Raw genomic sequence first — 13,717 nt, forward strand, 5'->3', positions numbered from 1 at the left:
CGGCTCGCCGCGCCGTCCGGCCCAGCAGCGCAGCCCGTCACAACGATGCAGCCAGCGCCAGCAGTGAAGACCGCGAGGCGTGCCGCCCGGCCCACCAGCACCGGCGGGCCCACGGGCGCAGCCGGGCAGGTCCGGTCGGGTCAGGGGGCGCCGTCCACGACGCGGGGGACGGACGTCCCCGACGAGGTCGAGGACCCGGGCGTGCTCTGGGCCGCCTGGCGGCCCGGGACGATGGACACCAGCGCCGCCGTCAGCCCGAGGATGACAGCAGCCAGGGCGACCTCGCCCACGAGTCCCCGCCGGAACGGTGTCCAGCCCGGATCGCCTGTGTTGCCAGCGCGATCGGGCCCTTCCACGGGCGCTGATCGACGAGCCACCCACCGGCGGGCCAGGTTGGCCACGGCGAGCAGGAGGACGACGGCGACGCTCTTCGCCAGCAGGACGCGTCCGAACGTCGTGGCCCCCAGCGCCCCCACGGTGCCGACCTCGCGCCACGCCAGGACCACCCCGGAGGCGACCAGCACCGCGACGCTCCCGAGCGCCAGGACCGAGAACCTGGGCAGCGCACTGCGTGCGACCGTGTCGCGGTCGACAGAGAGGCCCACGAGCACCACGCAGAGCCCACCGAGCCACAGGACCATGGCGGCGATGTGCACGAGGTTCACGCCGACAGCCAGGGTCTCGCCGGGCGGCACCGCGGAGTGGCCGACCAACGGCCAGGTGGCCAGCAGTGCCAGGGTCGCGACCACGGCCACGCCGACCCAGACCCTGCGCCACCGGTCACGCGCCGGCGCGGGGAGGCCGAGCAGGGCCACCACCCCGACGGCCGCAGCCACGAGCAGGTAGCTGCGCACGGCATACACCCGGTCGAAGCGCTCGGAGTGGCTGTCGAGGGTCTGCGGCGCCTGCCAGAGGGCGGCGAGCGGTCGGCCGCTCGCGTACACCCCCTGCAGCAGCATGCCGCCGGCCGTGCTCACCGCGAGCAGACCCAGACCCGTGCCGACGAGCAGGCGGATCCTGCGCTGCCCCAACCCCGCCGGCCACACGAGGAGCGCAGCCACGACGGCGCCTGGTCCGAGCGCGGCACCCACGAAGCCGACCCACCGCAGCACCCCCAGGAACGTCCCGACCCCCTCGTTGCGCCCGGGGTCGGGCAGGGTGCCACGGACCTGGCTGGGGCTCCCCACGGAGAACCGGAAGGAACCCGCCACGGGGTGGGTGTCGCCCGAGCTGACCCGCCAGGCAACGGTGTACGTGCCCGGTGCCAGCCCGGGAGGGAGGGAGACCCGCAGCGTGAACGGATCCCGCGGGGTGGCCAGGACCGGGCCGGCGTCGACAGGGGCGAACCGGTCGTCGTAGACGTCGATCCCACCGTCCCCCGCCTGCACCTCCTCACCGAAGGTCAGGGTGACGACCTGCGGGGCGCGGGCGACGACCGACCCGGCGGCGGGTGAGCTGCGCACCAGCTGGGCGTGCGCCTGCGCGGCGGTCGCGGTGAACCAGATGATCGCGCAGCAGGACAGCACCACCGCCAGTGCGGTGGCGCCCGCACCACGCAGCCCACGGCCGGAGACCACGCCCCGGAGCGTAGCGGGCGGGCGCCCGGCGCAACTCCGCCCCGAGGATGACCCAAAGATTTGCCCAAGGTGCCGGGTCGACCATCGACCCATGTCCCTCACGACGTCGAGTGCCGCGCCACGGCTGTGGCGTGTGGCCCTCGTGGCGCTGTTCGTCCTGACGGCGACCGCCTTCGGCGCCCGTCACGTCGTGTCGGTGCTCAAGGGGCCTGCTGACCCGATGACGTTGCAGGTCAACGGGATCAGCTATCGCGTCCTGCACGTCGAGCAGGTGAGCGGACTCAGCGACGCCGACCTGGGTGGGATGTCCCACGGGGTCAACAGCCTCGTCACCACCGACCGGGCGCTCGTCCGGGTCACCCTCGAGGTCGCGGCGTCCGACGCGGACGCCGGCTACGACACCTCGGTCCTGCGCGCCCTCGCCGGCACGGTCCCCCTCGACCCCGTGGCGGGGTCGATGAAGCGCGGTTCGCTGCGTCGCGGGGGCCACCTCGAGGGCGCCCTCTCGTATGTCGTGCCCCGCAACGGAGCCCAGCTGCGCCTGACCGCACCCGGCCAGGTGGCGGTCCCCCTGCTCCGCGTCGACACCGCCGGGCCGGCCGCCACGCACGACCACGGCAGGTCGGGCCCACCCTCCAACGCACCTCCGGTCACCAGCACCACCGTCCCGAAGCAGGTCTCGCCATGACTCAGTCACCACGACCCGTCCCTCTCGTCGCCCGCATCACCCGCGACGTCCTGATCGCCTGCGCCTTCGCCGTGCTCGGTGCCCTGTGGCTGGGGTGGCTCGAGCTGGCGGGGGCGCAGGGTCACGTCGGGGCGGGGGCCGCGCTCGACGGCCTGCCCGTGACCGGGTTCCTGCTGCCCCTGCTCGTCATCGCCGTCCCGACCGTGCTGGCCCACGACCGCCGGGGACAGGTCGGTGCGGGCCACCGGGGGGTCGGCCACAACCTCCCCGACGCGGCCCTCCCGAGCTCCCCGGTCGTGGCCGCCCTCCAGCTGGCCATGACGGGGGCCCTCGCGGCAGCCGCCGGCAACGGCATCCGGTCCACCTTCTTCGACGCCGGCAGCGGCGCCCTCCCCGTCGTCGCGCTGCTCGCGGACACCGCCTCACTGCTCGTCGTCTACCTGCCGTTCGCCGCCGTCGTCCTGATCGCGCCCCGGCTCCCCCGGGCGCTCCCGTCCCTGCTGCGCCGGGTCGCCCGCAGCCGTCGTACGGTCGCAGTGCTCTCCGTCGCAGCCGTCGCAGCCGCGACGGCTGCAGCCTCGTCCGTCCCCGCCGCCGCAGCTCCCTCGCCGGGGTCGACCAGCTGCTTCGCGGGGGGCCCGGCCGACAAGGTCTTCGACGTCACGGCGATGGACGTGGACATCCCGCTCAACCGCTTCGGTGACCACGACCCGAAGGGCAAGATCTACACGCTCACGAGCCAGGTCGCCGCCGTCAAGGCCCAGGCCCTCTCCCAGAAGGTGTCCGTGGGACTGCACGGCGACGCCATACAGCCGCTGGTGATCCGCGCCAACGAGGGTGACTGCGTCCAGGTGAAGTTCACCAACCGGTCGACGACCGGCTCCTACGGCTTCCACATCGACGGTCTCGAGTTCACCCTCGCCTCGTCGGGCAACACCCTGGGGAAGAACCCCGCGGCGACCGTCCCGCTGAACGCCACGCGCACCTACCGGTTCAGCGTCCCGGACGACCCGCGTGAGGAGGGCGGCCACTACATCCACCCGGGACCGGGATTCCGTGCGGCCGTCAACCACGGGCTGTTCGGTGCCCTGGTCGTGGAGCCGAAGGGTTCGACCTACTGGGACCCGACCACGGCAGGCCTGCCGCTCACCTCCGGGTGGGAGGCGATCATCAAGCCCGCCGGGACCGACGTCGCCTGCGACCGCTACTCGACGATGCCCACGTGCGGCTTCCGTGAGGCGGCCCTCCTGCACCACGAGATCGGGAACGACAACGAGCTCCTCAAGGACAAGAACAACCTGGACATCCCACTCGTCGACAACATCACCGGGACGTACCGCCCCGGCGCGTTCGCGCTGAACTACCGCTCGGAGCCGTTCCGCAACCGCCTGCTGGCGTTCCCGAAGGAGAAGTCGCACTCGTACAGCTCCTACACGTTCGGCGAGCCGGCGACCCCGATCATGCGCGGCTACCTGGCCGACCCCACGAAGATCCGCCTGATGCACGTCGGCGCGGAGAAGTTCCACGTCTTCCACCTGCACGGTGGTGGCGACCGGTGGCGGGCGAACCCCGTGGCCGACGACGCCATCAGCTACGCGAAGACGGGGCTATACAAGGACCCGGAGACGGGGTCGCAATCGCAGCGGCTCGACTCCCAGTCGATCGGCCCCGGTGAGACCTACAACCTCGAGATCGAGGGCGGCGCCGGCGGCGTCCAGCAGAGCGCTGGCGACTTCCTGTTCCACTGCCACATCGCCAAGCACTACACGTCTGGGATGTGGGGCATGTGGCGCGTCTACGACACGCTGCAGCCCGACCTCGTGCCGATCGGCGACCGGACCGCCCCTCCGGCCGCGGTGGACTCGGCCGGTCTCATCGGCCGGACCATCAACGGCACGACCCTGACCAAGGACAACCTCGACGACTGGATCCGTCCTCAGCTGCCGCCCTCCGGCCTACCGCAGAACGGGCAGGACCCCACCGTCTGGGACTGGAAGGTCGCCGGCACGTCCGAGGCACCGCTGTACCTCGGCGCCCCGGCTGACCCCACCGTCTTCCCCGACTCGGTGCAGGTCGTCCAGGGACAGCCGAACCTGCTCGCGGTCGACGTCGGCCACCTCGTCGGGAACCGGCCAGCCATCCTGTTCAACCCGGTGAACGGCAGACCCGCCTATCCGTTGCTGCGCACCAACATCGGCAAGCGACCACCCTTCACCGCCAACGGTCACTCGGGCGCCCCGTGGCTCGGCGCCAACGCGAACCAGGCAGCAGGGTCTTCGACCGACCCGTGGGCCTCCCGTGACGACGGGCTCTGCCCGCAGGGTCGAAAGCTGCGGACCTACAACGTCGTCGCGATCGGCAAGACCATCCCCCGGACCCCCACGGTCAACGACCCGGACGGCAAGCTGTTCGTCCTCGCGAAGGACAAGGCCGCGACGCTCGCCGACCCGGCGAAGTCCGATCCGCTGGCGATCCGCGCCAACCAGGGCGACTGCGTGGCGATCACCCTGACCAACGAGATCCCCGACGCCTCGGCCTTCGACAAGTTCTCGAAGACGACCATGCACATCCACCACGTGCAGTTCGACGTCCAGGGGTCCGACGGCGTCTCGACCGGCTTCGCCTACGAGCACAGCGTGCGCCCCTACACGGTCACCGACCCGAAGCTCGTCGACGCAGCGCACGAGGGCGACACCGTCCTGCACCTCACGTCCGTGGCCAAGTTCGTGGGGACCGACGCGAACGACCGACCGACCCACCCGTGGCTCGCCGTCGGTGAGGGACTGGAGTCGATCGAGCCCCACCAGGTCGCGTCGGTCGACACGGCCGCCGGCACGGTCACCCTGACGTCCCCGCTCACGAAGGACCACGACGCGGCTGAGTCTGCCGGGATCGAGTTCATCCAGTACCGGTGGTACCCGGACGTGGCCCTGGACAACGTCTTCTGGCACGACCACGTCGACGGGATCCACGGCTGGGGCCACGGACTCGTGGGCCAGCTCATCGTGGAGCCCCGCGGCTCGACCTACCACGACCCGGTCTCCGGTGCCGAGGTCGACTCCGGGACGATCGTGGACATCCACACCTCGAACCCGCTCGTCCCCGGAGTGGTCGACGGCAGCTTCCGCGAGCTCGCCCTGTGGACGATCAACGACAACGACGCGGCCGGCTGGTCGACGCTCAACCTCAAGGCCAACCCGCTGGCCGGCCGGACCGACAAGGCCAACCAGTTCAGCTCGTGGAGGTACGGCGACCCGGTGACGCCGCTGCCACGGTTGTACCCGGGTGACCCCCTCGTCGTCCGCTCCATCAGCATCTCGCCCACCATCGACTCCCTGCACTTCGTCGGCGCGCGCACCAACCAGGAGCTCCGGGAGACGAAGGAGTCGATCATCGACGCCGTGCACGCCGGGATCAGCGAGCGCGACAGCCTCGTCATCGGCGGCACCGATCCCGAGCTGCGGCTGAGGCCCGGGGACTACTTCTACGCGAACGGCACCGAGCTGCGCACGCAGCAGGGCGCCTGGGGTCTCGTCCGGGTGCTGCCCGGCCGTGTGGACTCCCTGCGGCCGCTGCCGGGCAACACCCCCGACGGCCCTGACTACACGGTGCCGACACCCACGGGGGCAGCCCCACCGCCGACGACGTCACCGGGCAACCCGTGTCCTTCGGGTGCGCCCCAACGCACCTTCGGCCTCAGCGCCATGGACCGGTCGGGCAACGTCAGCGGTGGTCGCACGGCATACGTCCCCAACGCGGACGTGGCGTCGGTCAAGGCGCGCCTGAAGGTCCCCGTGCCCCTCGTCATGCACGTCGTCGCGGGTGAGTGCGTCACGGTGAACCTCACCAACCTGCTCACGACCCCCGTGGGGTTCTCGGTCGGCAAGCTCGACCGCGAGGCCGGCTCCGGTGGCGTGAACATCGGCTTCTCGACCGACCAGAACACCGCATCCAACGCCACGCGCTCCTACGTCTATTACGTGCCGGAGCACCGGGTGGGTTCAGCCGTGGTCAGCGACCTCGCGTCCAACGGCCGGCTCAAGAACGGGCTGTACGGGCTGGTCGTCGTGGCTCCCGCCTCGAAGGTGCCGGGCCTGTCCACCGAGTTCAGCGACCCGGTGACCGGTGACGCCAAGGACCTCGGCGCCCAGGTGATCGTCCACGTGCCCGGCGGGACCCCGCAGGACTACCGGGACTTCTCGGTCACCGTCGCCGACGACGACACCCAGATCGGGCAGGACTTCATGCCGTACCCGACCAACGCCACCGCGGGGCGGTCGAACATCAACTACCTCACGGCCCCGGCAGGGGACGGCCCGACGTCCTTCAAGAACCCCGGACAGGTGCCGTACCTGACCGCCTTCGCGGGCGATCCCGAGCTGGTGCACGTCATGGTGGCACCCGGCAGCGAGAACAACCACGTGTTCAGTCTCGGCGGCCTGCGCTGGGACGAGGACCCGCTCGTGGGCCGTTCACCCTGGATGACCGCGCAGGGTATGGCGCCGTGGGAGACCTTCGACCTCAACGTCGTCGGTGGTGCCGGCGGGACCGCGGAGGTGCCCGGCGACTACTTCTACGGTGACCAGCGACGTCCGTTCACCGCCGTCGGGATCTGGGGCCTGCAACGGGTCCTCCCCCCGTCAACCGGCACCTGCCCCATCCTGCTCGTCGACGGAAGCACCTGCTGAGGCCGTCGTGACCCCGAGCAACGCAGTGACGGGTGCCCCATGGGTCCCACGGACCCATGGGGTCACACCCGTCACAGGCGGCCCGGATTCCCCGCCATCTGGGGGTCGATTCGCCGCCGGTTGCGGCTTACGATCGGCCCGAGGGGGAACCGCGTCGATCTGGCGTGCGATGAACGACGGCCGAACCAGCGGGGAGGTCTGATGGCCGAGCCACACCCGGAGCGCGGACCACGGGTGGTCCGCATCCCGGTCGCGCGCCCGCTCGCCACTGCCCTGTCCGTGATGGCGTTCGGTGCGGCCCTGCTCGTGGGCGGGAGCCCTGCCGACGCACCGGCCAGCGCCGGCCGACCGACCGGGCCCGCCCAGGCGGCCCCGTCGCCCAGTCCCAGCACCGCGGCGGACTGGGACGTCACCCCTCGCGACCTCGTGGTCGGCGAGCGCACGGGACTGGTCAGCGTCGACCAGGTGATCGCCGGGCCGTTGCGGCTTGCCACGCTCGCCGCCGCGCTCCAGCCGTCGGTGGTCGACCCGCCCGTCCCGCAAGGGGCCGCGGGGAGCACCAGCGTCCCCGTCGTCCTGTGGAGCGCCTACCGTTCGGCGGTCGCGTCCGCCCCCACCTCGTGCCGGCTTCCGGTCCAGCTGCTCGCCGCCATCGGCCAGGTCGAGTCCGGCTCGCTGGCTGGACGGAGCCTCGACAGCCGGCACCGAGCCGTCCCTGCCGTCTACGGGCCGGTCCTCAACGGCGGTGCCTTCGCCGCGATCTTCGACACCGACAACGGCCGCTATGACGCGGACCGGGTCTGGGACCGGGCCGTCGGGCCGATGCAGTTCATCCCCTCGACGTGGCAGCGCTGGGGCCGCGACGGCAACGGCGACGGCATCCGTGACCCGCAGAACGTCGAGGACAGCGCCTTCTCCGCCGCCGCGTACCTCTGCGCCGGGGGCCGGGACCTGTCGACCGCTGTCGGACTCCGCTCGGCGATCCTGTCGTACAACCACTCGGACGTGTACCTGCGCGACGTCCTGCGCCTCATGCAGACGGTGTCCCCCGGCGGTGCGGTGCCCCGCTCCGTGGTGACCCTGCCCTCGTCGCCCACACCGCCCGTCGGCCCGCCGTCGCGTCCACCGGTCGTGGCCGCACCGAGGGCGAGCACCCCGAGCTCCCACCCGTCCACGACGTCGCACCCCACTACCAGCACCACGACGTCGACCTCCACCACCAGCTCGTCGACGACGGGCACCGGCACGAGCAGCTCCACGACGACCACCACGTCGTCCACGTCGTCCACGTCGTCCACGTCGTCGACATCCACCTCCTCGACATCCACGTCCTCGACGACCTCCAGCTCCACCACGCCGTCGACGTCGTCCAGCACGTCGGCCACGGGCACGACGACCTCGACCACCTCGTCCTCCACCACCACACCCTCGTCGAGCTCGACCACCACGGCCTGCCCGACCCCGACCCCGTCGACGACCACCCCGTCGACGACCACCGCCACGGCCACCGCGGCATCGACGACGAAGCTGCCCACGCCGTCCACCACGACCGGACCGTCGGCGACGAGCAGCACGAGCACGTCGTCCACCTCCGTGACGACGGCCACCGGGACGACCTCCGCAGGGAGCGCGACGAGCGCCACGTCCGGGGACTCGTCCCCCGGGCCCTGCGCGGCTCCCACCGACACCCCGTCGACCGGCAACGGTCTCGGCCTGGTGGTTCGCCCGGCGAGCTGGCCGACTCAGCCGACGATGTCGAACCTCACCGTGCTGGTGCTGATGTTCGCCTCGGTCAGCCTGATCTTCACACGGGTGCCGAGGGCGTGGTCGCCCGTCGCGTTCGCGAGGACCGCGGGCTCGTCGACCTGAACCACCAGCCGGCCCTTGTCCCGCTGGTCGACGACCATCGCGTCGAACACCTCACCCACACGGTCCTCGAGCGAGGCTGCCTCGACGGCATCCGCGCACCCGCGTTCGACGGCACCGGCCACCTTGTCCGAGGCCGCCATCACCTCCGGTAGTGACCCGAGCGCCTCGCGCGCCCAACCGGGCAGCTCGGTCCCGGCGCTGATCGCCTCGCAGATGGCCAGGCCGAACCGGTCGACGAGCCGACGCAGCGGCGCCGTGACGTGGGCGTAGGCGGCAGCCACGGCCGAGTGCTGCGGGTCCGCGGGGACCGTCCCGTCGAACGGCGTGTAGCCGGCGCCGCGGAACAGGGCGGTCGCCTCGTGGATCAGGGCGAGGTGCCGCGGGTCGGTGCGGTCCAGCGTGCGCAGGAACTCGCCGTACGGCACGTCCTTGCGCCACTCGACGCCGAGCGCCCGGCTGGCCTGCCGGAAACGGGTGACCGCGCCGTCGTCCGGGGCGGGCATGGTGCGCAGGATCCCCACCTTCGCGCCGAGCATCAGGTCAGCAGCCGCCATACCGGTCATCAAGGAGATCTGGGCGTTCCAGTCCTCCGCCGCCAGCGGCGGGCGGAAGTGGGTGCGGTAGTGGCCGTTCGCGTCCTCGGTGACCTCCTGCTCGGGCATGGGCAGGCTCGCACCGCCCCGCTGGCGCTCGAGCTCGAGGCGGCGTGTGCCCACCTCCTTGAGCAGCTCCAGGCGCTCGTCGGCGCCACCGGCGTCGACGGCCTGCTGGACGTGGTCGTAGTCGTAGCGGTCGGTGCTGCGGACCATCGCGCGGTAGAGGCTGGTCGAGGTGGTCGTGCCGTCGGCGCCGAGCCGCAGGTCCCAGACGAACGCCGGTCGCACCTGGTCGGGGAGCAGGCTCGCGGCACCCTCGCTCACCACCGGGGGGTGCAGCGGGGTGCGGTGGTCCGGCGCGTAGATCGTCTGCCCACGCCGGCGCGTCTCGGCGTCGATGGCGCCCCCCGCCCGGACGAACGCCGGGACGTCGGCGATGGCATAACGGACGCGGTAGCCCTCGCCGTCGCGCTCGATGTGCAGGGCCTGGTCGAGGTCCATCGACCCGGGCGGGTCGATGGTGCAGAAGGCGACCGCGGTTTCGTCCCGCTCGGGCAGGTCCGGGGCGGCCGCGACCTGCTCGGCCTCAGCCTGGACCTGCGGCGGGAACTCCTTCGGCACCGCGTTCTCGGCGCGCACCGCGTCGAACCGAGCCCGGAGCTCGGCGGACTGGGCCACGGCCTTCGCGGCCACCGGCTTCTCGACCTGGATTCGTCGTTGGGGCATGCCGCCAACCTATCCAGCGGACCGACGCGGCACCCGTCGGAGGCCGGACCTAGGCTTGCCCCGTGCTGATCCTGCTCCCTCCCTCGGAGTCCAAGACGGGCCGGTCCCGCGGCCGCCCGGTCGACCCCGGGACCCTGAGCTTCCCCGAGCTGACCGACACCCGACGCGCCGTCCTCGACGCGGTGGCCAAGGTGAGCGCCCACCCCTCTGCTGCAGAGGTCCTCGGCGTCAGCCCCAACCTCACCGCCGAGATCGCCCGAAACACGGTGCTCGACAGCGCACCGTCCCTGCCCGCGTCTCGCGTCTACTCCGGGGTCCTCTACGACGCCCTCGGCCACGCCTCCCTCGACCCGGCGGCCAAGCGCCGGGCGAACCGGTGGGTCGTCGTCGTCTCGGCCCTCTACGGTGCGGTGCGCCCCACCGACGCCATCGCGCCGTACCGGCTCTCGATGGCGGTGAACCTGCCCGGAATCGGCCCCCTTGCCAGCGCGTGGAAGCCCGAGCTCGCGCAGGTGCTGCCCGAGCTCGCCGGACGTGGGCTCGTGGTCGACTGTCGCTCCAGCACGTATGCCGCGGCGTGGACTCCGCAGGGCGCCCTCGCCGACCGCTGGGTGCAGGTGCGCGTTCCCGGTGCCACGCACATGGCCAAGCACACCAGGGGCCTGGTCACCCGGCACCTGTGCCAGGTGGGCCGGGACGTGCGCAGGGTCTCCCAGCTGCTCGACGTCCTCGACGACGCCTTCGAGGTCGCGCTGACCCCGCCCGAGCGGCCCGGTCGGCCGTGGGTGCTCGACGCGAAGGCCCGCTCCCTGACCTCGACGAACACCGCGTGAACGGCACCGAGCTCGCCGACCTCGTCGCCCGTGTCGCCCCGGTCCTGATCTTCTTCGTCGCGATCACCGTCGTGGCCGAGATCGCCGACGCCGCAGGCGTGTTCGACGTCGCTGGGCACTGGACGTCGCGGGCCGGTCGGCACCGCGTGCCGCTGCTGTGGTTGCTGTTCGTCCTCCTCGCGGTGGTCTGCACGGTCTTCCTCAGCCTCGACACCACCGCCGTCCTGCTGACACCGGTCGGGCTCGCCATCGCGGCGCAGCTGGGCATCTCACCCCTGCCGTTCGCGATGACGACCCTCTGGCTGGCCAACACGGCCAGCATGCTGCTACCCGTCTCCAACCTCTCGAACCTGCTGTCGCTGCACCACTTCGACGAGCTGGGCGTGGGCCACGCCGGGTACGTCCGCCTGGCCGCCGCCCCGGCGCTGGCCGCGGTCGTCGGCACGCTGCTCGTGCTGTGGGTCTTCCACCGCAAGGACCTGCGCGGTCGTTACGAGCCCGACGCGCCGCCGGAGCCGCACGACGCGGTCATGCTCCGCGTCGCCGGCGGGGTCTGCCTCGCCGTGGGCCCGCTCTTCGCCCTCGGCCTCTCCCCCGCCTGGGTGTCCTCCGTGGCCGCCGCCGTCCTGCTGGTGCTGGTCGCGGTGCGGGACCGTCCGTTGCTGCGTCGGCTGGCCCTCCCGTGGCAGATGGCCCTGGGCGTCGCGGTGCTCTTCGTGGTCATCGACGTGGCGCTGCGCCACGGGTTGCAGCCGGTGCTGGAGTCCCTGACGGGCAAGGGCACCGACCCGGCCGCCCTGGCGCGGGTGGCCGGCAGCGGCGCCCTCACCGCGAACGTGGCCAACAACCTCCCGGCCTACATCGCCCTCGAGTCGGTCACGGCCGACGCGCCACAGCGGCTGATGGCCCTGCTCATCGGGGTCAACGTGGCACCCCTGGTGACGCCGTGGGCGTCCCTGGCGACCCTGCTGTGGGCCCAGCGCTGCCGGGCTCGCGGGCTGACCGTCAACCCGTGGCGGCTGGCGGCCCAGGGCCTGGCCTGCGCCGTGGTCGCAGGCGGCCTGTCCGTGGCTGCGCTCGCCCTCGCCGGCTGACCCGGGGCGCGGCACGTCGTGAGTGTCGCCCGTCAGCCGGGCAGGCCGCGGAGCAGGTCCTCGATGACGTCCTGGGGGTCCTCCAGACCGACCGAGATGCGGACCGTGCCGTCGGTGATGCCGACGGCCGCGCGCGCCTCGGGCGTGAGCCTGCGGTGGGTCGTCGTCGCCGGGTGCGTGACCATCGACTTCGCGTCACCGAGGTTGTTGCTGATGTCGACGACCTGCAGCGCGTTCATCAGGGCGAACGCCTCGGCCTTGCCCCCGTCTAGCTCGAACGTCACCACGGTGCCGCCGCCGAGCATCTGCCGCTGCGCCAGCTCGTGCTGGGGGTGCGACGGCAGCCACGGGTAGAGCACCTTCGTCACCGACGGGTGGGCCTCCAGGGCCTCCGCGACGGCGAGGGCGTTGGCCGCCTGCTGACGCACCCTCAGGCTCAGCGTCTCCAGGCCCTTGACCAGGACCCACGCGTTGAACGGCGACATCGCCGGTCCGGTGTGCCGCATGAGGTTCTTCACCGGCCCGTCGACGAACTCGGACGTGCCGAGCACGGCCCCGCCGAGGGTGCGGCCCTGGCCGTCGATGTGCTTGGTCGCGGAGTACACGACGACGTCGGCACCGTGGTCGAGCGGACGGGAGAACACCGGCGTGCCGAAGACGTTGTCGACGACGACCTGGGCCCCGGCGGCGTGCGCCAGGTCCGACACGGCCCGCATGTCGACGAGCTCCTGCATGGGGTTGCTCGGGGTCTCGAAGAAGACCGCCTGCGTCGGCACGGACAGCGCCTCGCGCCACTGGTCGAGGTCCGGTCCGTCGACGAACACCGTCTCCACGCCCCACCGCGGCAGGATCTCGTCCAGGATGACGAAGCACGAGCCGAACAGGCCGCGCGAGGACACCACGCGGTCCCCCTGTCCGAGCAGCGCAGCCAGGGCGACGAACACCGCCGACATGCCGGACGCGGTCGCGAAGCAGGCCTCGGCACCCTCGAGCTGGCGCAACCGCTCCTCGAACATCGACACCGTCGGGTTGCCGTAGCGCGAGTAGATGAAGTGGTCGACCTCGTCCTTGAACGCCGCCTCGGCCTGCTCGGCGCTCTCGTAGACGAAGCCGGACGTGAGGTACAGCGCTTCGGACGTCTCGTCGAAGTTGCTGCGGGACAGGCCTCCCCGCACCGCGACCGTGTCCGGTCGGAACGAGCGGCCCTCGGTCATCCCTGCCTCCACGGCAGCCCCGAGTTCTTCCAGCCGGAGACCGAGCGGTGCCCCTGGTCGTCGTGCGGTCCCTCGAAGCCCTCCGTGACGTTGTAGGACGGCTCCAGCCCAGCACCGGTGGCGGCCTCGGCGGCGGCCACCGAGCGCACGCCGGAGCGGCACAGGAAGTAGATCGGGGCACCGTCGGGCAGGCCGGCGTCGCGCAGCTGCTCGACGAAGTCGCCGTTCACCGCTCCGTCCGGAAAGCGTTGCCACTCCACGCAGATGACCTTCTTGCCCAGCCCGGTGAGGTCGGGCAGCCCGACGTAGTTCCACTCGGCGCTGGTGCGCACGTCGACGAGGACCGCGTCCTCGTCGGCCGCCAGCGCGGCATACGCATCCTGGGGGGCGACGTCTCCTGCGTAGCTCATGTCCCCAGCGTAGGACGGACCG

General features: G+C 72.1%; 8 protein-coding genes and 1 pseudogene. 5 read left to right on the top strand and 4 right to left on the bottom strand.

Going from position 1 to position 13,717, the window contains the following annotated elements; all coding sequences use genetic code 11:
- Nucleotides 1-140: 140 nt before the first annotated feature.
- Complete coding sequence (locus ASD62_RS17850; RefSeq protein ID WP_056917581.1) at nucleotides 141-1,577, bottom strand: copper resistance CopC/CopD family protein; 1,437 nt, start codon at nucleotides 1,575-1,577, stop codon at nucleotides 141-143.
- Between the two features lie 91 nt (nucleotides 1,578-1,668).
- Here ASD62_RS17850 and ASD62_RS17855 point away from each other — a divergent pair, with 91 nt between their 5' ends.
- From ASD62_RS17855 to ASD62_RS20925, 3 genes and pseudogenes are all read left to right on the top strand, one after another.
- The gene (locus tag ASD62_RS17855) at nucleotides 1,669-2,265 is read left to right on the top strand and encodes a hypothetical protein (RefSeq protein WP_056917582.1); all 597 of its coding nucleotides are present in this window, start codon (nucleotides 1,669-1,671) and stop codon (nucleotides 2,263-2,265) included.
- The gene (locus ASD62_RS17860) at nucleotides 2,262-6,953 is read left to right on the top strand and encodes a multicopper oxidase domain-containing protein (protein WP_056917583.1); all 4,692 of its coding nucleotides are present in this window, start codon (nucleotides 2,262-2,264) and stop codon (nucleotides 6,951-6,953) included. The genes ASD62_RS17855 and ASD62_RS17860 overlap by 4 nt, the downstream gene beginning before the upstream one ends.
- 282 nt (nucleotides 6,954-7,235) lie before the next feature.
- Nucleotides 7,236-7,886: pseudogene (locus ASD62_RS20925) on the top strand (lytic murein transglycosylase); the annotation flags it as partial.
- Between the two features lie 809 nt (nucleotides 7,887-8,695).
- Here ASD62_RS20925 and ASD62_RS20865 read toward each other — a convergent pair.
- A complete protein-coding gene (locus ASD62_RS20865) occupies nucleotides 8,696-10,144 on the bottom strand; it encodes an RNB domain-containing ribonuclease (protein ID WP_056917584.1) in 1,449 nt (482 codons plus the stop codon).
- A 62-nt stretch (nucleotides 10,145-10,206) separates the two neighbouring features.
- Here ASD62_RS20865 and ASD62_RS17870 point away from each other — a divergent pair, with 62 nt between their 5' ends.
- Together ASD62_RS17870 and ASD62_RS17875 are read left to right on the top strand one after the other, a co-directional pair.
- The gene (locus ASD62_RS17870) at nucleotides 10,207-10,977 is read left to right on the top strand and encodes a YaaA family protein (protein ID WP_056917585.1); all 771 of its coding nucleotides are present in this window, start codon (nucleotides 10,207-10,209) and stop codon (nucleotides 10,975-10,977) included.
- The gene (locus ASD62_RS17875) at nucleotides 10,974-12,071 is read left to right on the top strand and encodes an SLC13 family permease (protein ID WP_056917586.1); all 1,098 of its coding nucleotides are present in this window, start codon (nucleotides 10,974-10,976) and stop codon (nucleotides 12,069-12,071) included. Before ASD62_RS17870 ends, ASD62_RS17875 begins: the two co-directional genes overlap by 4 nt.
- A gap of 32 nt (nucleotides 12,072-12,103) precedes the next feature.
- On the opposite strand, the gene ASD62_RS17880 is transcribed toward ASD62_RS17875, so the two are convergent.
- Nucleotides 12,104-13,285 (bottom strand): O-succinylhomoserine sulfhydrylase, encoded by a 1,182-nt coding sequence (locus ASD62_RS17880; RefSeq protein WP_056917587.1) that lies wholly within the window; start codon nucleotides 13,283-13,285, stop codon nucleotides 12,104-12,106.
- Nucleotides 13,282-13,695, bottom strand: coding sequence for a rhodanese-like domain-containing protein (locus ASD62_RS17885; protein ID WP_056917588.1), 414 nt, complete (start codon nucleotides 13,693-13,695; stop codon nucleotides 13,282-13,284). The genes ASD62_RS17880 and ASD62_RS17885 overlap by 4 nt, the downstream gene beginning before the upstream one ends.
- Between the last annotated feature and the right edge of the window lie 22 nt (nucleotides 13,696-13,717).

The sequence above is a fragment of the Phycicoccus sp. Root563 genome, assembly GCF_001427915.1.
Taxonomy (GTDB): domain Bacteria; phylum Actinomycetota; class Actinomycetes; order Actinomycetales; family Dermatophilaceae; genus Pedococcus.

Excerpts from the sequence above, each read along its gene's own strand:
- ASD62_RS17885 (WP_056917588.1), bottom strand. The coding sequence starts at position 13,695 with ATGAGCTACGCAGGAGACGTCGCCCCCCAGGATGCGTATGCCGCGCTG.
- ASD62_RS17860 (WP_056917583.1), top strand. The coding sequence starts at position 2,262 with ATGACTCAGTCACCACGACCCGTCCCTCTCGTCGCCCGCATCACCCGC.
- ASD62_RS20865 (WP_056917584.1), bottom strand. The coding sequence starts at position 10,144 with ATGCCCCAACGACGAATCCAGGTCGAGAAGCCGGTGGCCGCGAAGGCC.
- ASD62_RS17880 (WP_056917587.1), bottom strand. The coding sequence starts at position 13,285 with ATGACCGAGGGCCGCTCGTTCCGACCGGACACGGTCGCGGTGCGGGGA.
- ASD62_RS17855 (WP_056917582.1), top strand. The coding sequence starts at position 1,669 with ATGTCCCTCACGACGTCGAGTGCCGCGCCACGGCTGTGGCGTGTGGCC.